The 17,949-nt window shown below is 69.7% G+C and carries 18 protein-coding genes and 1 pseudogene; 12 read left to right on the plus strand and 7 right to left on the minus strand.

Annotated features, from left to right (window positions below):
* The first annotated feature begins 27 nt into the window (after nt 1-27).
* The 5 genes from P2Q00_RS41695 to P2Q00_RS41715 all read left to right on the plus strand — a co-directional run bounded on the left by P2Q00_RS41695 (nt 28) and on the right by P2Q00_RS41715 (nt 6,595).
* Entirely contained in the window at nt 28-669 is a 642-nt protein-coding gene (locus tag P2Q00_RS41695) for a (2Fe-2S)-binding protein (protein WP_275779914.1), read from the plus strand.
* Between the two features lie 6 nt (nt 670-675).
* The gene (locus tag P2Q00_RS41700; RefSeq protein ID WP_275779916.1) at nt 676-1,659 is read left to right on the plus strand and encodes an FAD binding domain-containing protein; all 984 of its coding nucleotides are present in this window, start codon (nt 676-678) and stop codon (nt 1,657-1,659) included.
* Nucleotides 1,656-3,893, plus strand: coding sequence for a xanthine dehydrogenase family protein molybdopterin-binding subunit (locus P2Q00_RS41705; RefSeq protein ID WP_275779918.1), 2,238 nt, complete (start codon nt 1,656-1,658; stop codon nt 3,891-3,893). The genes P2Q00_RS41700 and P2Q00_RS41705 overlap by 4 nt, the downstream gene beginning before the upstream one ends.
* Before the next feature lie 124 nt (nt 3,894-4,017).
* Nucleotides 4,018-5,160: an XdhC family protein gene (locus P2Q00_RS41710; protein ID WP_275779919.1), complete on the plus strand. Its 1,143-nt coding sequence runs from the start codon at nt 4,018-4,020 to the stop codon at nt 5,158-5,160.
* A 73-nt stretch (nt 5,161-5,233) separates the two neighbouring features.
* The gene (locus P2Q00_RS41715; protein WP_275779921.1) at nt 5,234-6,595 is read left to right on the plus strand and encodes an alpha/beta hydrolase; all 1,362 of its coding nucleotides are present in this window, start codon (nt 5,234-5,236) and stop codon (nt 6,593-6,595) included.
* Nucleotides 6,596-6,661: 66 nt separating this feature from the next.
* Here the strand turns inward: P2Q00_RS41715 and P2Q00_RS41720 are convergent, their stop codons facing one another.
* Nucleotides 6,662-7,276 (minus strand): TetR family transcriptional regulator, encoded by a 615-nt coding sequence (locus P2Q00_RS41720; RefSeq protein ID WP_275779923.1) that lies wholly within the window; start codon nt 7,274-7,276, stop codon nt 6,662-6,664.
* A gap of 96 nt (nt 7,277-7,372) precedes the next feature.
* On the opposite strand from P2Q00_RS41720, the gene P2Q00_RS41725 reads away from it, so the two are divergent.
* Nucleotides 7,373-8,431, plus strand: coding sequence for an aldo/keto reductase (locus tag P2Q00_RS41725; protein WP_275779924.1), 1,059 nt, complete (start codon nt 7,373-7,375; stop codon nt 8,429-8,431).
* Nucleotides 8,432-8,489: 58 nt separating this feature from the next.
* On the opposite strand, the gene P2Q00_RS41730 is transcribed toward P2Q00_RS41725, so the two are convergent.
* Nucleotides 8,490-9,413, minus strand: a complete 924-nt coding sequence (locus P2Q00_RS41730; protein ID WP_275779925.1) for an alpha/beta hydrolase — start codon at nt 9,411-9,413, stop codon at nt 8,490-8,492.
* 301 nt (nt 9,414-9,714) lie between these two features.
* Nucleotides 9,715-9,952 (minus strand): annotated as a pseudogene (locus tag P2Q00_RS41735) (MmyB family transcriptional regulator); the annotation flags it as partial.
* 766 nt (nt 9,953-10,718) lie between these two features.
* On the opposite strand from P2Q00_RS41735, the gene P2Q00_RS41740 reads away from it, so the two are divergent.
* Together P2Q00_RS41740 and P2Q00_RS41745 are read left to right on the plus strand one after the other, a co-directional pair.
* A complete protein-coding gene (locus tag P2Q00_RS41740; RefSeq protein ID WP_275779927.1) occupies nt 10,719-10,946 on the plus strand; it encodes a hypothetical protein in 228 nt (75 codons plus the stop codon).
* Nucleotides 10,947-10,987: 41 nt separating this feature from the next.
* A complete protein-coding gene (locus P2Q00_RS41745; RefSeq protein ID WP_275779928.1) occupies nt 10,988-11,215 on the plus strand; it encodes a hypothetical protein in 228 nt (75 codons plus the stop codon).
* A gap of 472 nt (nt 11,216-11,687) precedes the next feature.
* On the opposite strand, the gene P2Q00_RS41750 is transcribed toward P2Q00_RS41745, so the two are convergent.
* Nucleotides 11,688-12,512: a hypothetical protein gene (locus P2Q00_RS41750; RefSeq protein ID WP_275779929.1), complete on the minus strand. Its 825-nt coding sequence runs from the start codon at nt 12,510-12,512 to the stop codon at nt 11,688-11,690.
* Nucleotides 12,513-12,632: 120 nt separating this feature from the next.
* Between P2Q00_RS41750 and P2Q00_RS41755 the strand changes: the two genes are divergently transcribed.
* Complete coding sequence (locus P2Q00_RS41755) at nt 12,633-13,100, plus strand: Lrp/AsnC family transcriptional regulator (RefSeq protein ID WP_275779930.1); 468 nt, start codon at nt 12,633-12,635, stop codon at nt 13,098-13,100.
* Between the two features lie 91 nt (nt 13,101-13,191).
* Entirely contained in the window at nt 13,192-13,938 is a 747-nt protein-coding gene (locus P2Q00_RS41760; RefSeq protein WP_275779932.1) for a hypothetical protein, read from the plus strand.
* A 114-nt stretch (nt 13,939-14,052) separates the two neighbouring features.
* Here the strand turns inward: P2Q00_RS41760 and P2Q00_RS41765 are convergent, their stop codons facing one another.
* The 3 genes from P2Q00_RS41765 to P2Q00_RS41775 are packed head-to-tail and all read right to left on the minus strand — an operon-like array spanning nt 14,053 to nt 16,221.
* Nucleotides 14,053-15,252, minus strand: a complete 1,200-nt coding sequence (locus P2Q00_RS41765; protein ID WP_275779933.1) for an aminotransferase-like domain-containing protein — start codon at nt 15,250-15,252, stop codon at nt 14,053-14,055.
* 38 nt (nt 15,253-15,290) lie between these two features.
* On the minus strand, nt 15,291-15,626 hold the full coding sequence (locus P2Q00_RS41770) for a branched-chain amino acid transporter permease (RefSeq protein ID WP_275779935.1): 336 nt from the start codon (nt 15,624-15,626) through the stop codon (nt 15,291-15,293).
* A complete protein-coding gene (locus P2Q00_RS41775; protein ID WP_275779936.1) occupies nt 15,619-16,221 on the minus strand; it encodes an AzlC family ABC transporter permease in 603 nt (200 codons plus the stop codon). The genes P2Q00_RS41770 and P2Q00_RS41775 overlap by 8 nt, the downstream gene beginning before the upstream one ends.
* 195 nt (nt 16,222-16,416) lie before the next feature.
* Between P2Q00_RS41775 and P2Q00_RS41780 the strand changes: the two genes are divergently transcribed.
* Both P2Q00_RS41780 and P2Q00_RS41785 read left to right on the plus strand, forming a co-directional pair.
* Nucleotides 16,417-16,875: an Lrp/AsnC family transcriptional regulator gene (locus tag P2Q00_RS41780; protein ID WP_275779938.1), complete on the plus strand. Its 459-nt coding sequence runs from the start codon at nt 16,417-16,419 to the stop codon at nt 16,873-16,875.
* A gap of 247 nt (nt 16,876-17,122) precedes the next feature.
* Entirely contained in the window at nt 17,123-17,911 is a 789-nt protein-coding gene (locus P2Q00_RS41785) for an alpha/beta fold hydrolase (protein WP_275779939.1), read from the plus strand.
* Nucleotides 17,912-17,949 lie beyond the last annotated feature (38 nt).

Here is a 17,949-nt window from a genome sequence, read left to right on the forward strand (position 1 = left end):
CCCAGCAGCAAAGACGAGAGAGTGGGCATGTCTACCGAGCTTCCCAATTCGCCTCCTCCCCCCGCAGAGCCCTCACAAGCACCCTCGCGCCGTACTTTCATCGCGGCGTCCACCGCCGTCGGCGGCGCGGTCGCGGCGGGCGCCCTGGTCGCGGGACCGGCCCCGCTGGGCGCCCAGGACGCTGTCGCCGCCGACGGGCCGCCCAACGGCGAGGTCTCGCTGACCGTCAACGGAAAGCGGCACACCCTCACGATCGACAACCGGACCTCCCTCCTCGATCTGGTGCGCGAACATCTCGGACTCACCGGCTCGAAGAAGGGCTGCAACGCCGGTGCGTGCGGGGCATGCACGGTTCTGGTGGACGGCCGCCGGGTCAACTCCTGCCTGACGCTGGCGGTCCGCCTCAATGGTGCCGAGGTCACCACGATCGAGGGTCTCGCCCGGGGCGACCGACTGCATCCCCTGCAGGAGGCGTTCGTCGAGCAGGACGCCTTCCAGTGCGGCTTCTGCACCCCGGGCCAGATCATGTCCGGCGTCGCCTGCATCGACGAGGGCCACACCCGCTCCGCCGACGAGATCCGGGAGTGGATGAGCGGCAACATCTGCCGCTGCGGCTGCTACGTCAAGATCGTGCGGGCGGTCGAACAGGCCGCCGCGGGCGGGAAGTGAGAGCCCATGCATCCCTTCTCGTACACGAAGGCCGCCGACACCCGTGAAGCCCTCAACGCGGGCCGCAGCGGGGGCCGTTACATAGCCGGCGGCACCACTTTGGTCGACCTGATGCGGGAGACGGTCGAGCGCCCCGGCACGCTGGTGGACATCAGTGCCCTGCCCCTGCGCCAGATCACGGTCACCGAGCGCGGAGGCCTCAGGATCGGCGCGCTGGTGCGGATGGGTGAGGCCGCCGCGCACCCGAAGGTGCGCACCACCTACTCGGTGATCTCGCAGGCGCTGGAGCTGAGCGCGTCGGCTCAGCTGCGCAACATGGCCACTATCGGCGGCAACATCATGCAGCGCACCCGCTGCACGTACTTCCGGGATGTGACCGCCGCCTGCAACAAGCGCGAGCCCGGCTCCGGTTGCGCCGCGCTGGAGGGCTTCAACCGCAGCCACGCGATCCTGGGCACCTCCGACCAGTGCGTGGCCACCCACCCCTCCGATGTCGCCGTCGCCTTCGCGGCGCTGGAGGCGACCGTGCATCTGCTGGGCCCGGACGGAAAGGAACGGAGCGTCGCCTTCGCCGACTTCCTGTTGCAGCCGGGTAGTACCCCGAACCGTGAACAGGCCATTCGGACAGGCGAGTTGATCACCGCGGTGGAGGTCCCGGCCCTGCCCCGTCCGCTCAGGTCCGGCTACCTGAAGGTCCGTGACCGGCAGTCGTACGAGTTCGCCCTGACGTCGGCGGCCGTCGCCCTCCATATCCGTGGTGGGGTGATCCGCGAGGCGAAGGTCGCGGCGGGAGGAGTCGGCACCGTGCCGTGGAAGCTGCCGAAGGTCGAGCAGCACCTCATCGGCGAACGCCCCTCGGCCAGTCTGTGGACCGCGGCGGCCGAGCAGGCCTCGGACGGAGCCCACCCCCTTCAACACAACGGCTTCAAGGTCGAGTTGCTCAAACGGACCGTCGAACGCCAACTGCGCATCGTAGGAGGCGACGCATGAGCCCCCAACCGCAAGCCGCCGTCGGCGCCCCGCTGTCGCGGGTCGACGGCCGCCTCAAAGTCACCGGCCAGGCCGACTACGCCGCCGACCGCCCCCAAGCTCGAACAACCTCGCTCGGGGGGACCCCCATCATCCAAGGCGTGGTCCACGCGGTCGTCGTCGACAGCAGCATCGCCGTCGGGCGGATCACCGCGATCGACACGACCGCCGCCGAGGCCCAGCCAGGCGTCCTGAGGGTCATCACCCACCTCAACGCCCCGACCTTGCCGTACCGGGACAACGCCGGCTCCAACAACCCGCCCGGCAGGCGGCTTCGGGTCTTCCAGGACGACCGGGTCCTCTTCCACGGCCAGCCCGTCGCCGTCGCCGTGGCCACGACCCTGGAGGCCGCGCAGCACGCGGCGAGCCTGGTCCAGGTGACCTACGACGCCCAGGACTCGTCGACCGACATCAGCGCCCCGGACAACCCGACGAACACGCCCCAGACCTACACGCGCGGTGACGCCCAGACGGCCCTGGCCTCCGCCGCCGTACGGCTGGAGATGACGTACCGGCCGGCCCGCAACCACCACAACCCGATGGAGCCGCACGCCACCACCGCCCGCTGGGACGGTGACCAGCTCACCGTCTGGGACAAGACGCAGTGGGTCATCGGTGGCACGCAGACCGAACTCGCCGCCGTGTTCGGGATCCCGGTTGCGTCGGTGCGGGTCATCGCGCCATTCGTCGGCGGGGGGTTCGGCAGTGGACTGCGCACCTGGCCGCATGTCACGGTCGCCGCGCTGGCCGCGCGGGAGACGGGCCGGCCCGTCAAGCTCGTACTGACGCGCAGGCAGCAGTACTTCGGGGCGGGCTACCGGCCCGCCTACGAGTACGCGGTGCGCCTGGGCAGTGACGGCAACGGGCGCGTGACCGCCATGACCCACGACATCCGGTCCGAGACCTCCACTTACGAGAACTTCGCGGAACGCGGCATCCTGCCCCTGGGGCAGACCCTCTACAACACGCCCAACGTCAGCCAGACGTACCGGACCGTGCCGCTGGACGTGAACACCCCGGTGGCCATGCGCGGCCCCGGCTTCGCCACCGCCGCGTACGCCATCGAGTCCGCGATGGACGAACTCGCCCATGAACTCGGCATCGACCCGATCGAGTTGAGACTGCGCAACGAACCGGAGGCGGACCCCTCCAACGGGCAGGCGTTCTCCACTCGTCGGCTGCGTGACTGCTACACGACCGGCGCCCGCGAGTTCGGGTGGAGCGCTCGCAACCCCACGCCCCGCTCGACCCGCGACGGCGACTGGCTGATCGGGACGGGAATGGCCACGGGGATGTACCACACCCTGCGTGCCGCCGCTCAGGCATCGGTGCGGCTGGACGCCGACGGCACCGCCCTGGTCCAGTCCGCCACGATCGACATGGGCCCGGGCACCTACACCTCCATGACCCAGGTCGCCGCCGACGGCCTCGGCCTGCCCATGCGCAGGGTGACCTTCCGGCTCGGCGACTCCGTCATGCCGAACGCCCCCCTGCACGGCGGCTCCCTGACCATGGCCAGCGTCGGCTCCGCCGTCCAGAACGGCGCCGACCAGCTTCGGCAGCAGGCGATCCAACTCGCCGTAGGAGACGAGCAGTCACCCCTGTACGGCGCCGACGCCAACAGCGTCGTCGTACAGAGCGGGCGAATGTACGTGAGCGGTGATCCCTCTCGCGGGGAGACCTACGAGCGGCTGCTGGCCCGCAACAGCCGCGACAGCCTGGAGGTCCTCGGGTCCTACTCCCCGGCACAGTCGCGGTTCACCATCGACGCCTACGCCGCGGTGTTCGCCGAGGTCGCCGTGGACGCCCGGCTGGGCCTGGTGCGCGTGCGGCGGATGCTCGGCGTGTACGACGCAGGCCGGATCATCAGCCCGAAACTCGCCGACAGCCAGGCTCTCGGCGGCATGGTCGGCGGCATCGGCCAAGCCCTGTTGGAGCACACGGTCACCGACCACCGGGACGGGCGGATCGTCAACGCCAACCTGGCCGACTACCTGGTCCCGGTCAACGCCGACGTGCCCGACCTGCGGGCCATCTACCTCGACGGCGAGGACCGCGAGGCCGACCCGATCGGCGTCAAGGGCCTGGGCGAGGTGGTGCTGGTCGGCGTGGCACCGGCCATCGCCAACGCGGTCTTCCACGCCACCGGCCGCCGCGTCCGCGACCTGCCCATCACCGCCGACGCCCTTCTCTGAACGGTCACCAGACTGTCCGGCAGCCGGACCACGCCCGGCACCGGACACCAGGTCCGCCGCCGCGGGCACCATCCCCCGGCGCGGCGGCGGCCCGCCCACCCCCACGCCCAACGGAGACCTGTCCATGCTCAACATCGCGACCACGCTGTACGACTGGTGCCGTGCAGGCCGCTCCTTCGCCCTCGCCACGGTCGTCCACGTCAGCGGCAGCGCCCCACTTCCTCCGGGCACCGCGCTGGCCGTGGACACCGAGGGCACCGCGGTCGGCAGCATCTCCGGAGGCTGTGTGGAGGGCGCCGTCTACGACCTCTGCACGCAGGTGCTCGCCGACTGCAGTGCTCCCGTACGGACGCGCTTCGGCTACTCCGACGAAGATGCCTTCGCCGTCGGTCTGACCTGCGGCGGCGAGATCGACGTCCTCGTGCAGCGCGTCGATCCCGCCGCCCAGCCGCAGCTCACAGCCGCTCTCGAAGCGGCGGCGCGACGCCGGTCCACCGCTGTGGCCCATGTCGTGGACGGCCCCGGTGAACTCCTCGGCCACACCCTGCACGTCAGCCACCAGACCTTCGACGGCACCCTGGGCAGCGCGGACACGGACCGGGCCGTCACCGCACAGGCCCGCGCACTGCTGCGGGCGGGCCGCACTGCCCGTATCGAGGTCGGCGGCGACGCCGGCACCTGCCCGCAGCGGCTGTCCGTCCTGGTCCACACCCGCGCGCCCCGCCCCCGCATGCTGATCTTCGGCGCCACCGACTTCGCCGCCGCGCTCAGCCGCGCCGGGAGTTTCCTCGGCTACCACGTCACCGTCTGCGACGCGCGCCCCGTCTTCGCCACCGCCACCCGCTTCCCGTACGCCGACGAGGTCGTCACCGACTGGCCGCACCGCTACCTCGCGGCCACCGAGGTCGACATCCGCACCGCCGTCTGCGTCCTCACCCACGATCCCAAGTTCGACATCCCCCTGCTGCGGCTGGCCCTCGGCCTCCCGGTCGGCTACGTCGGGGCGATGGGCTCTCGGCGCACCCACGACCACCGCGTCGACGCCCTGCGCGAAGCCGGCGTACCGCAGAACCTGCTCGCCCGCCTGCGCTCCCCGATCGGCCTCGACCTCGGCGCCTCCACCCCTGAGGAGACGGCCGTCTCCATCACCGCGGAGATCATCGCCCACACCAACCACGGCACCGGTCTACCTCTGTCGGACGGCACCGACCCCATCCATCACCCGACTCCCCGCAGTCATGTCCCGGCCGGCCTCGGGGCCGCGTGACCGCCGGGCTCGCCCGGCCTTCGACCATTTTCCCCCCCAACGAACCACCCCCACAAACAAACGGAGCACCACCATGCGCACGGCAGACATATCCAGGCAGGGCCTCGTTCTCGCCGCCACAGCACTCGTGCTGGCCGCGACCCTCCCCACCGCCGCCGAAGCCGCCGCGTCGACTCCTCCCAGCGGCCACTACACCGGCAGCCTCAGCGACGGGGCGACCTGGATCGCCGACGTCCCCGAGCAGTGGAACGGCACCGTCCTGCTCTACAGCCACGGCTTCGGCCACCTCGAACCCCGCGACGCGCCCAACGGCTCCAACCAGGCCCTCCTCGACGCGGGATACGCGCTCGTCGGGTCCTCGTACAACCCGAACGGCCCGCTGTGGGCGCTCAACGACGCAGAACGCGACCAGTTCGCCACGCTGACGGCCTTCCGGTCCACGATCGGCCGCGCCGAGCGGGTGATCTCCGTCGGCCAGTCCATGGGTGGTCTGATCAACTCCCAGATCGCCCGGGACGGCGCCGGACGGATCGACGGCTCCCTCAACGTCTGCGGCCTCGTCGGCGGCGGGATCGACGTGGCCAACTACCAGCTCGACGGCCAGTACACCATCGCCACCCTGCTCGACCCGGACCACGACCACCACCTGGCCGGCTTCACCAGCCTCACGCAGCCCGCCCAGGTCGCCGCCCAGCTCACCGACGTCGTCACCGCCGCCCAGAAAACCCCCGAGGGCCGCGCACGGCTCACCCTCGCCGCCGCCTACCTCAACCTGCCCGGCTGGCCTGACGACAAGACTCCGTCCGGCACGCCCGGCACCGCACCGACCGACTACCTCCCCTCGCTGCTCTCGTTCTTCACCGGCGCCCGCTACTCGATCGAGCAGTCGGCCGGCGGCAACGTCTCCTGGAACGCCGGAGTCGACTACACCGCGCTCCTGAAGAAGTCGGCCCACGCCGACGAGGTCCGCAAGACCTACCGGGCCGCCGGACTCGACCTCCACAAGGACCTGGCCACGCTCACCCGCAACGCGCACATCACGGCGGACCCGCAGGCCCTGGCCCATGCGCGACGGACCTCGACCACCGGCCAGGGACTGGCCGTCCCCCTCCTCGACATCCACAACAACGTCGACGAGATCGTGCCCGCAGAACACGAGACCGCCTTCCGCACCCGCATCAAGGCCGCCGGTGACAGCGCCCTGCTCCGGCAGGCGTACGTCGACAGGGCCGGGCACTGCAACTTCACCCCCGCCGAGATCGTGGCAGGCGTCAACACGGTCAACGAGCGTGTAACCACGGGCCGTTGGGGCGCGACCGCGACCACCGCGGCGCTCCAGGCCAGTGCCGAGGCCCTGCACCTCGACGGCGGGGCCGCTTTCGTCGACGACAAGCCGGGCCAGTTGGTCGGTGTTCGCGAGGGGATCACGCGCTGACAGCGGATCGCGATTGCCCGGTCAACGACTGAGAGGAGCTTGGGCCGGGGGACGGACGGGATGCCTTCACTCGGGGGTGTGCACTGCCGCGAGCGCGTCGGCATACAGGCCACGAATGTCGGCATCGCCGTCCGCCTGGACCCATTCCTGGATCGCGGCGTCGGCGCAACCGAAGGCGGCGATGACGAGGGCGCGCGCTCGGGCGTCGGGGCCGTTGCTGTGAGTGTGGCCGAGGCGGGCGCGTACGTCGGGGATGAGCATGTCCTGCCACAGGAGCTGCTTCTCGAGGTGGCGGGCGCGCAGTGACGGGGTGCCCGTGAGCATGGCCTGGGCGCGGAGCGTGCGCTCGGGGTCGTTGACGAAACTGCTCAGCAGGAGCGCGACCGCATGGCTCAGGGCCTCCCAGGGCGACTCGTCCGCCGGACGGGCCCGAAGACCGTCGCGTACGCGCTCTCCGGCGCTGGTGAAGCTGCCGAGTACGACGTCCTCCTTGGTCGGGAAGTGCCGGAAGAAGCTGCTCCGTGAGACGCCGGCGCGGGCGGCGATCTGGTCGGCGGTGGTCTCGTCGAAGCCGTTGGCCAGGAACAGCTCCATCGCCGCGGCGGTGATCTCGGCGCGGACGGCGGCGCGCTGCCGCTCGCGCAGTGTCGGCTTGGCGATCGTCGCCCTGTCCTCCTGCATGAGGTCACCCTATCGGACCGCAATGCAATGTGGGACTGAGTGTCATGTAGGGTTTCAGTCTCGCATTCGTGATCGTCCGTTCCAAGGGAGGCCCCCATGCAGTACAGGACCCTCGGCCGCACCGGCGTCCAGGTCAGCTCGCTCGCACTCGGGACGATGAACTTCGGCGCGTTCGGCAACATCTCCGAGGCCGAGACGACCCCGATGGTGCGTCGCGCCCTCGACGCCGGCGTCAACCTCATCGACACGGCCGACGCCTACTCCGGAGGAGTCTCGGAGGAACTCGTCGGCAAGGCGCTCAAGGACGTCGACCGCGACTCGGTGGTGCTGGCCACGAAGTTCCGCCTGCCGGTGGGTGACATCAGCAGGCTGGGCGAGGCGAAGGGGCCGGACGTCATGAATCGGCAGGGCGGCTCACGCCGTTGGATCGTCAAGGCCGTCGAGGACAGCCTGCGCCGCCTCGGCACCGACCACATCGACCTCTACCAGATGCACCGTCCCGACCCGGCCACGGACATCGAGGAGTCCCTGTCAGCCCTCACCGACCTGCAACGCGCGGGCAAGATCCTCTACATCGGCTCGTCGACCTTCTCCGCCGCGGAGATGGTCGAGGCGCAGTGGACGTCCGAACGGCGCTCCCTGGCACGCTTCGTCACCGAACAGCCCCCATACTCGATCCTCGTCCGCGGTATAGAGGCCGACGTCCTGCCCACAGCACAGAATTACGGCATGGGCGTGCTCACATGGAGCCCCCTGGCGAGCGGATTCCTCTCGGGCAAGTACCGGCCGGGGGCCGAGGCGCAGCGGTCGCACCGGGACCGGTTGGCGGCCGGACGCCCGATGCCGCCCGCCAACGCCTACGACACCCTCAAGCGGGAGGCCGCCGAGAAGCTGTACATCCTGGCGAAGGAGCACGGCATGTCGCTGATCGAGATGTCCCTGGCGTTCGCGGCCGGTCACCCGGGTGTCACCAGCGTGATCATCGGTCCGCGGACACTGGAACATCTCGAAACGCAACTGCCCGCCAGCCACCGCACGCTGCCCGGCGAACTCCTTGACCGGATAGACGAGATCGTCGCCCCCGGCACCACAGTGAAGCCGGGCGACACTCACGCCGTCGTCCCCGCCCTGGAGAAGGCCAACCGCCGCCGCTGAGCCGGTGGCGATTCCCGTCGGATACTTCAGGCCGTCGGGTGGTGTCCCTGACGACCGGTCACAGGTGCTTGCCGAAGAACTCGGTGAGCTTCTCGGCGACCTGGGGAACGTACTCGGGATTCCAGTACAGGTCGATGTGGCTGGCGCCGTCGAGGACGACGAGCTCCTTGGGCTCCTTCGCCCGCTCGATCGCGTCCTGGCTCATGTAGAGCGTGTCGGCCTCGGAGCCGGCGATCAGCAGCAGCGGGCGCGGGGAGATCAGCTCGATCCCCTCGAACGGGAAGAACGCCATCTGCTGACTGAGGCTGGAGAGGGCGAACGTGCCCATGAACCGGGGGTTGGGGTCGATCTCGGAGTAGTACTTGTAGCCCTCCAGGTACATCGCGGGGATGGTGGAGAGGTCGTTCATGTCGAACTTGGGGTTGTCAGCGATGAGGGAGAACATCTCGACCTCCCCGCCGGCCGCCTCGCGCGTGCGGGCCTGGGCCGAGCGCCTGAGCAGGTCGCTGCGGTACTCCGCCGACTGAGCGCCGAGGGGGCCGACGCCGTCGCGGCGCGCGGAGCCGATGTTGAAGGTGCTCACGCCCGCGACGGCCTTGATCCGCAGCTCGGTCTGCGAGACGTTGACCGTGTAGCCGCCGCCCGCGCAGATGCCGAGGGCGCCGATGCGCTCCTCGTCCACGTCGGGGTGGATGCTCAGGAAGTCCACCGCGCGGCGGATGTCCTCGACCCGCGCCGAGGGGAACTCGGAGAAGTGCGGCTCGCCGCCGCTCTCGCCCTGGTACGAGGCGTCGAAGACCAGGGCGATGAAGCCCTGTTCGGCCAGCAGCTTCGCGTAGGTGGTGGGGACCTGCTCCTTGACCGCGCCGAACGGGTGGGTCACCACGATCGCGGGGTACTTCGTGCCCTGCTCGAAGCCGTCCGGCTTGAACAGGTTGCCGACCACCGTGTTGCCCTTGTTGGTAAAGGTCACTCGGTCCATTTTCAGGTCCTTTTCGTTCCAGGTTTTTCTGTCGCACGTGGGGCGGTCGACGGAGCGAGGGGTTCCCGGGCGCGCACGCGCCCACGCCCCGGTCCAGCCCCAGTCACCCGTACGTTTGTACGTCTGCGTCGGGGAGGCCGACGGACGGCTGCCGACGGGTGTTGCCGGTACGCGACCAGCCTCGTTGCCCCGGCCTCCGAGTGGCAGGCCCCACGGTGGCGTGGAGTACCGATCCGTGGTGTGACAGGGCACCCCACGTGTCTGCCGCGCAGGTCAGCGGGCCGGCGCGGTGCCGGGACGCTGAGGTCACCTACTTCCGGACGGTGGAAGGTCTTGGACTCGCGGGGGTGCCCCTTCACGTCGTAGCGTTCCCACAGACGGGCGAACTCCGGGCTCTTCAAGAGGAGTTCACCGACGAGCCGGGGCAGGTCGGGGGCGTCGGGATCGGTACCGGCCAGGGCGCGCAGATGGGCGAGGCAGCTGCGGATCTGGTTGTCCCAGTTCTCGAAGAGGTCGGGCGCGGCGGGGTGGAGGAAGAGCTGCCCCTAGTGCTCCGGCAGCACCGACGGGGATGCCTCCCCGGGGGACTGCCGGACGACGCCCCCGAGCACGTCCCACACCGGCACGCCTTGATTGCTCCATCGCTCCCAGTTCGGCACGTGGTCACCCATCGCGCCGAGGTCAGCTGCGAGTGCCACTTGAGCCTGGCATTCAGACAGTTCCAATACCCGACTCCACCGTCAGCCCGCCCCGGCGGCTCCCAGACCAAGTTCATGTCCGAGGTCAGCGCGGAGGAGCAGGTCCGAAACAAGGACCTGACCCTGGCGGCGTTCCGTGACTACCAGAACGGAATCCGCCCGGCCGGACCCGGAGCCCGCGACCTGATGGCCCACTTCAAGTCCGTCGACGAGACGATCCGCGAACTGCAGGCATCGTCCCCCGGTGTCCGCCCCGGGGACGAGGAAGTGATCCAGCTACTGGCCCGCCGAGCGAAGACGCTGCACCTGGGCGTCGCGAACTACTGCTGGTTCGCCGACCCCTCCTGGGCATTGTGCCTCTTCTTGGCCGGCACACCAGGAGCGGACAAGCCGATGGTCGGCATGTGCGACTCCGCCCGGTGTCCGCAGGCCACCCACCACATCGGACACCGGACAGTGTGGGTCTCCGCCGCAGAGAACAAAAAGGTGTTCATCGGCAACATCGGGCGCGGGCAAAAGGATGAGAAGGCCCGCCTGCAGAAGGAACTCGACCGCGACCTGCGGGTCTTGGCCGAAATCGACGCCGCGACCGGAAGGGCAGTGTGACATGGGACGTATCAGCGTGGACACCCGAGCCCATAACGAGGAGGCGATCCGCGCGGCGATGGACCGGCTGCTGCGCGGCGACTTGCCGCCCGGCGGCAAGTGCGACCTCCGAACCGTGGCGAGCGAGGCCGGGATGCCCCGCACCGCCTTCTACGCAAGAAGAACCGCGACGGCACTGCCAGAAAGGGCCCGTATCAGCACCTCGCCCAAGAGTTCGAACGGCCCTTGACCGCCCTCAGGGATGCCGGAACGGTCCCCGACCCCCGAACCGTGCAGATCGAGCGGCTCAAGGAGGCCAACGCCACCCTCAAGACCCGGCTCGAACAGCGGGACGCCGAACTTGAGACGCTCAAGGACTTCAAACGACGCGCCCTGTCTCAAATTGCAGCCCAGCACCTGGAAATCGAGCGCCTACGGGAACAGAGCGCGGGCCTCGGCAACGTTCGCAGGATCCCGCCTGGCCGAGTGGGCACGGCGCCGTATGGGTCATGCAGCTGACGACATTCACATACAGGGGGGCGGCTGCCCGGCCGATGAATGCCGGCCAGCCCCCCTGGTGCTGCGCCAGGGATCTACTCGTCTGAACGAGGACGCGCGCTGCCACCTACCGCGTCCTGGGTCGTCACCAGCCGATGGTCAGGCGGGTCTCGGGACTCGGGCCGCGTGACGCGGACACCGGCGGCGAGCCGGTCGTCGGGGGCGCTTGCGGGGTAGGCGGTGACGACGGGCTGCTGGGGCCTCTCCTGACCTCAGCGCCGCAGGAGGTCGTTGACCTGGCCGATGAGTTTGCTGCTGTCCGGGCCGTGCACGATGAGACCGAGCTCGTTGGCGTCCTCGCCGGCCGGGCGGGCGGTCACGTAGACGGGTGTGCCGCCGTCGTACAGGCCTCCACTTGGGAGACCCCGCCCGTGACGCCGCGACTCCCTGCTGAGCGCGCTGGTCGCGACCGGCCTGCAGGTCGTTCTCGCCTTCACCGTGTTCGCCGCGTGACGGGCAACCGCTGCGTGGGTGATGGCTGTCGTGATCCGTCGGTTCCGCGTCCGGCGAGGGCCACCCGCAGGAGCCCGTTCGTGAGCACCATCCCCGCAATGGCCAGCAGGAATGCCGCGGGCGCACCGAACGGGCCGAGGGCGGCGGCCAGCACCATCAGGAACACGGTGCTGCCGGCCGCCGCGGTCAGCGCACCGTGGGTCAGTTCCACTGCCGCCCGCGGACCGGTCGACCGGTGCAGGCCAGGAGCCATCACCGCCAGCAGTACCGGCAGCGACGAGAGCATGCCGCCCAGCGTCGGCCCCAGAGTCTGCGAGGCCGCGAGGGCCACGGTGACCGCGGCTGCCGATACTGCCATCCGTATCGGCAGCTCCCAGCCGCCCTCCCGGCGCGGTGCACGCGGCGCCGCACCGGGCTCGGGCCAGGTCCACAGCCCGGCCACGATCGCCGCACCGGCCAACGCGGCCGTCAGCCACGCGTCGTCCACCGCGATGCCCAGTGCCGCTGCCGCGCCACTGGCCACAAGGGCCGCCCCGAGGGCCTGCCGGGGCCGCACCCGCGGCGCGAACTGCCCGTAGGCCAGGGCGAAACACACCACCACCAGCTGCCCCGTCACCGCCCCGAGTGCCGCTCCGGCAGCCACCCGGTGCCCGGACGTCAGACACATCAGCACCAGGAACGGCCCCGTCGTCGTCGGAGCACCAAGGAGCTGCCCGCCCAAACGCGGGCCCAGCCTTCGGGCGAGGACGGAGGCGAGCAGAACAACCGAAGGCGCCAGAGCGACACGGAACAGCAGCATTTCCATGACTTCGACCCTGCCGGAAGAACCCCCGATTCAGATTCGGATCTCGACCCGCCCATGGCCACAGTGCCGATCAATCCTCGGCAGATGCACGAAGAGGCCGAGGAATCCTACGATCCATGCATGGACCGTATCGACCGGCAGCTCCTCGTCCTTCTCCGGCGGGACGGCCGCGCCACCTACCAGGACCTGGGGCGACACGTGCGTCTCTCGGCGAACACCGTGGCCGACCGGGTCCGCAGACTGCAGAAGGCCGGCATCATCCGCGGCTACCGAGCCGACATCGACCTGGCCGTCCTCGGCCGCACCATGGAGATGCTCAGCGACATCCGGCTGCGCGACGGCGTCGACCGCGCCGCCTTCGAGCAACAGCTCACCCAGATCCCGCAGGTGGTCGGCGCGATGCGGCTCACCGGCGAGTACGACTACCAGCTGCGCGTGGTCTGCACCGACGCCCACGAGTTCGAGGGCGTCATCGACCGCCTCAAGGGGGATGCGGGCGTGCGCGAACTGCGCAGCCGACTGCTCCTCCACGAAGTGCCGCTGGGCCCCGACAACCTGATCGACCAAACCACCCCCGCCCGTCCCTGAGCAGTGCAGGTCCTCATCACCCTCAAGGCCCGGCACGCCGCGCTCTGCGGCATCTCTGCGCGTGTATGGGGCGGCACGACGTTTTCCGCCAATGCCTCTGTTTGAATCGGCGGAGCGATTGAAAGGTGGACCAACCGATGCAGCCACGCAAGCACCCGTCCGGGCCGGCGCGATGACCGCTTCCGATCGCCGCCGGAGCGCGCCGGAGCATCCTTGGCGTGGGATTCACCTCGACGTGTACGAGCGGCACATGGGCGACCCAGGGGTCGGGCAGCTCCAGCGGCTCCGCGAGATCACCCGGGAGCAGCTCGCGGCGTACCCGTTCCGTGCGATCGGGGTGCTGGGAGTCGCAGGAGGCAACGGCCTGGACCTCATCGACCCGGAGACCACGGATGCCGTCTACGGGTACGACATCAACCCCGACTACCTCGACGCCTGCGAGACCCGGTATCGCGACACCCTCGGCGATCGCCTCCAGCTGATCGAGACGAGCATCGACCGTTCCGTGCGGATCGAGCGCGTCGACCTCCTCATCGCCAACCTCATCATCGAGTACGTGGGTGCCGAAGAGTTCGTCGCCTTCTCGGCCGCGAACGCCCGCTCCATCGGCGTGCTGTCGTGCGTGATCCAGCGCAACGACGCGGCAGGCTTCGTCAGCTCGACGGACTACTCATCGTCGTTCGACGCTCTTGCCTCGGTGTCATCGGACATCGACCCCGAGACGCTGACCTCAGCGATGTCGGATGCAGGGTTCGCAGACCTGGGTCGCTGCGATTACCCCTTGCCGAACGGTAAAACCCTGGTGCGACAGGACTTCCGGACGACCCCGCGCCCATGAGCAGCCAGACCCCTGCGCCCGCGTCGTCGTACTTCGAGGCGGTGCCGGAGGATCTGGTGGCCGGGTTCCAGTAGGCCGTGACCAGGACCGGGTGACAGTTCGACAGGGCTGGGGTCAGTTCAGGGCTTTGGACAGGCGGTTCAGGCCGTCCGCGATCTCGGCGGGGGTGTGGGTGGTGAACGACAGGCGCAGCGTCGCCGGGTCCGGGTGGCCGGCGAAGAAGGGGGCGCCGGGGACGTAGGCCACGTTGCGGGCGACCGCTTGCGGGAGCAGCGCGGTCGCGTCGTGGCCGGAGGGGAGGCGGGCCCAGAGGAACATGCCGCCGTCCGGACGGTTCCAGCTGCTCCCGGCGGGCAGCGCGTCCGCGAGTCCGGCGAGCAGGGCGTCGCGGCGCTCGCGGTAGGCGTCGCGGACGGTGGCGAGGTGAGCGTCCAGGTCGCAGTCGGCGAGGTAGCGAGCCGCGGCGGCCTGGTCGACCGTCGAGGTGTGCAGGTCGGCGGCCTGCTTGGCGATCACACAGGCGCGCCGGAGCGCGGCCGGGCCGCGCAGCCAGCCGAGCCGCAGCCCGGGGGCCAGCACCTTGGAGAAGCTGCTCAGCAGCACCGTACGGTCCTCTGCCCCGGCGCAGCCCGCGACCCACTGCACCGGCTCGCCGCTGAAGCGCAGTTCACCGTACGGGTCGTCCTCGATGATCCAGAGCCCGCGCCGCGCCGCGACCTCCGCGACCGCCCTGCGGCGGGTGAGCGGCAGCGTCCGGCCGGTCGGGTTCTGGAAGTTGGGCACCAGATACAGCAACTTGGGCCGTTCCGCCGCGACGAGCGCGTCGAGCGCGTCCGGCATGATGCCGTCTGCATCGGTGGGGGCCGCGATGATCCGCGCGCCTGCCAGTCCGAAGCACTGCAGCGCGGCGAGGTAGGTCGGGTCTTCGACCAGGATCGTGTCGCCGGGTTCCAGCAGGGCCGAAGCCAGCAGCGACAGTCCCTGCTGCGAGCCGCCGGTGACCAGCAGCTCCTCGGGTCCGGTGGGGAGGCCGCGCGTGGTGAGCCGAGCGGCGACGGCCGCGCGCAGCGACGGGTCGCCTTCGGTGGTCGAGTACTGCAGCACTTGCCGCGGTGACTCGCGCAACACCGCGTCGTAGGCCGCGCGGATGCCCTCCGCGTCGAAGAGCTCGGGGGCGGGAAGGCCGCCCGCGAAAGAGATGACGTCGGGGCGGGCGGTCAGCGCCAGGATCTCCCGGACCGGCGACCCGCCCACGACAGCGGTGCGGGCGGCGAGAGCAGGGACGGCGGCGGCGCCGCTGTCGGCAGTGGTCATCTCATGGGGCCTTTCGGAGTGCGCGGATGGGGCGCGGGTCAGGAGAAGAGAGGCAGGGTGGAGGCGATCGCGACGTGCACGGCGGTTCCGCCGACGACACTGAGGACGGCGTTCTTGCGCCAGATGTGCAGTGCCGCGGTGGTCACCAGGGCAGCCAGGGCCGCCGCGGTCTGCGGCGCGATGCCGATCGGGGTATGGCGCAGGGTGTAGAAGACCAGAATCGTCAGCACGCCGACGGGCATGCTCTCGTTCAGGTACGGCAGCAGTGCGCTGTGACGGATCGGTGCGAGGAAGGCGAACGGCGCTGCCCGCAGCGCCCAGGTGACGGCCGAGGAGACGAGTACGGCCGTGATGATGTACGTCGGCTCAGGCATGCGCGCTCCTGCGCTTGACGCGGGTGAGCGCGTACTGGATGAGCAGGATCGCGACGAAGGCGGTCATGGCGGCCACGAGCATTCCGTCCCCGAACAGCAGGTACGAGCCCAGGGCGCACAGCAGCGCGATGACGGGCGCAGGGACACTGCGCCGGACGCGGAACGCGTCGATGGTCAGGACGAGGAAGAACGCCGTGACCGCGAAGTCCAGCCCGACGACGCCGTCCGGGATCAAGGTCCCCACCAGGGCGCCGACGGTGACAGAAGCGACCCACATGACCTGAAGCGCCGCCTGAATCGTCAGGATGCGCCGCCTGCTCCAACGCTGCGCCTGGGGACCGGTGGTCAGTGCCCACGCTTCATCTGTGAGCGTGAACGTGGAGTACACCTTCGCCCCGCGCCCGTGCACTCGATGCAACGGGAACGACAGCGCGTAGAACACATGGCGGAAGTTCACCAGGAACGCCGTTGCCGCGATCTGCGCCAGCGGCGCCACGGCCACCACCATCCCCAGAACCAGGAACTCCAGCGAACCCGCGAAGATCACCGTCGCGAATACCGGGCCCCACCACCATGCCAAGGGCGACTGGGACACCACGAAACCCCATCGGCAGGGCGGCCAGCGCCGCAGGTGTGACGATGCGCAAGCCTTCCCGAACCTCGTTGCCGAGGCCCGTGGTCGGTGGGGGAGGAGGGCTCGTGGAAGGGGCGACCGCCGGGGAAGTCATTCGACAATTTTATGTCAGTATCGGGCGCAAATGATTGCCATAGATGGGTGCATAATGCTCGTATGAGCAACGCCAGGAAGCTCGATGCCACTGACAGAGCAATTTTGTTTCAACTCTCCAAGGACGGTCGATTGAGCAACGTCGAGCTGGCCGCTCGGGTCGGTCTGACTCCGGCGCCCTGTCTGCGCCGCGTCAAGCGCCTGGAGGAGGAAGGGGTGATCACCGGCTATCGGGCCAGGATCGATCCCGTTGCTGCGGGCCGGCCCTTCTGCGTGGTCATGTCTGTGGAGATCACCATGACCAACAGGCAGACGGTGGAGCAGTTCGAGCGAGCTGTCGCCGCGTTCGACGAGGTCACAGAGGTCCGTCGAGTCTTCGGTGTGCCCGACTACATCATCCGCGTCGACGTCGCCGACGGGAACGCGTACGAGCGGTTCCAGACCGAGAAGATGACGCAGCTCCCCGGCGTGCACCGCATCGTGTCGCACCAGACCATGAAGCTGATCAAAAGCTTCGAGTGAGCCTCGCTTGCTGCTGCACATGGAAAGCGGGCGGTCGACCGGCCCTCCTGGCGACGGCCGGAGTCGGTCATTCCCCAGCGGTACCGTTCGGTTCGCGCAGGGGCCGCCACCGACTCGTCCTGCTGGTGCTCGGCGGCACGGTCGCCGCTGGCGGCTGACGCCCGTCGCCAACCAGGCACTGCGGCGGGCCGGGTGCCGTCAGCGTCACTACACTCGCTGAAACCCGCCCACCAGGAGTGAAGGACCGATGCAGCACACGATCACGCCTGACGGGGTCCGTATCGCCTACCAGGTCCAAGGTGCAGGAGCGCCGCTCGTTCTGCTCGCGGGCCAGGCGAACAACCACCAATGGTGGGACGGGGTACGCGAAGACTTCCACGCCGACCGCAGCACCCTCACGCTCGACTACCGCGGTACGGGCGAGAGCGACAAGCCCGACAGGCCCTACAGCACCGAGGTCTTCGCGCAGGACGTGATCGCGGTGCTCGACGAGCTCGGTGTCGACCGGGCCGACGTCTACGGCACGTCCATGGGCGGACGCGTGGCCCAGCAGCTCGCGGCCCGTCATCCGCACCGGGTGCGCGCCCTGGTACTCGGCTGTACGTCGCCCGGCGGCCAGCACGGCGTCGAACGCGACAACGACGTGCGCAGGTCGCTGGTACAGACGCAACCGGGTGCGGCGCGACAGGCCCTGCTCGACCTGATGTACACCCCTGCCTGGCTGGCGACCCACCCCGGCCCCTACCGGACACTCGGCGACCCGGGCATGCCCGCCTACGCCCAGCGTCGCCACCTGGCGGCCAGTAACCAGCACGACGCGTGGCACCTCCTGCCCGGCATCAGCGCACCCACTCTGGTCGTACACGGCAGCGACGATCTGCTCAACCCGGCCGCCAACGCTCCCCTGCTGGCGAAACGCATCCCCGGTGCCCGGCTTCACATGATCCCCGGAGCGCGGCACGCCTATTTCGAGGAGTTCCGCGCCATCGCAAGCCCGCTCGTCCTGGACTTCCTCACCACCGTGCCGCACCAGTGACAGGGAACGAGCAGTCTCCGCACGGCAGCCGGTCAGCG

The organism is Streptomyces coacervatus (assembly GCF_029223485.1).
In the GTDB taxonomy this organism is placed as follows: Bacteria; Actinomycetota; Actinomycetes; order Streptomycetales; family Streptomycetaceae; genus Streptomyces; species Streptomyces coacervatus.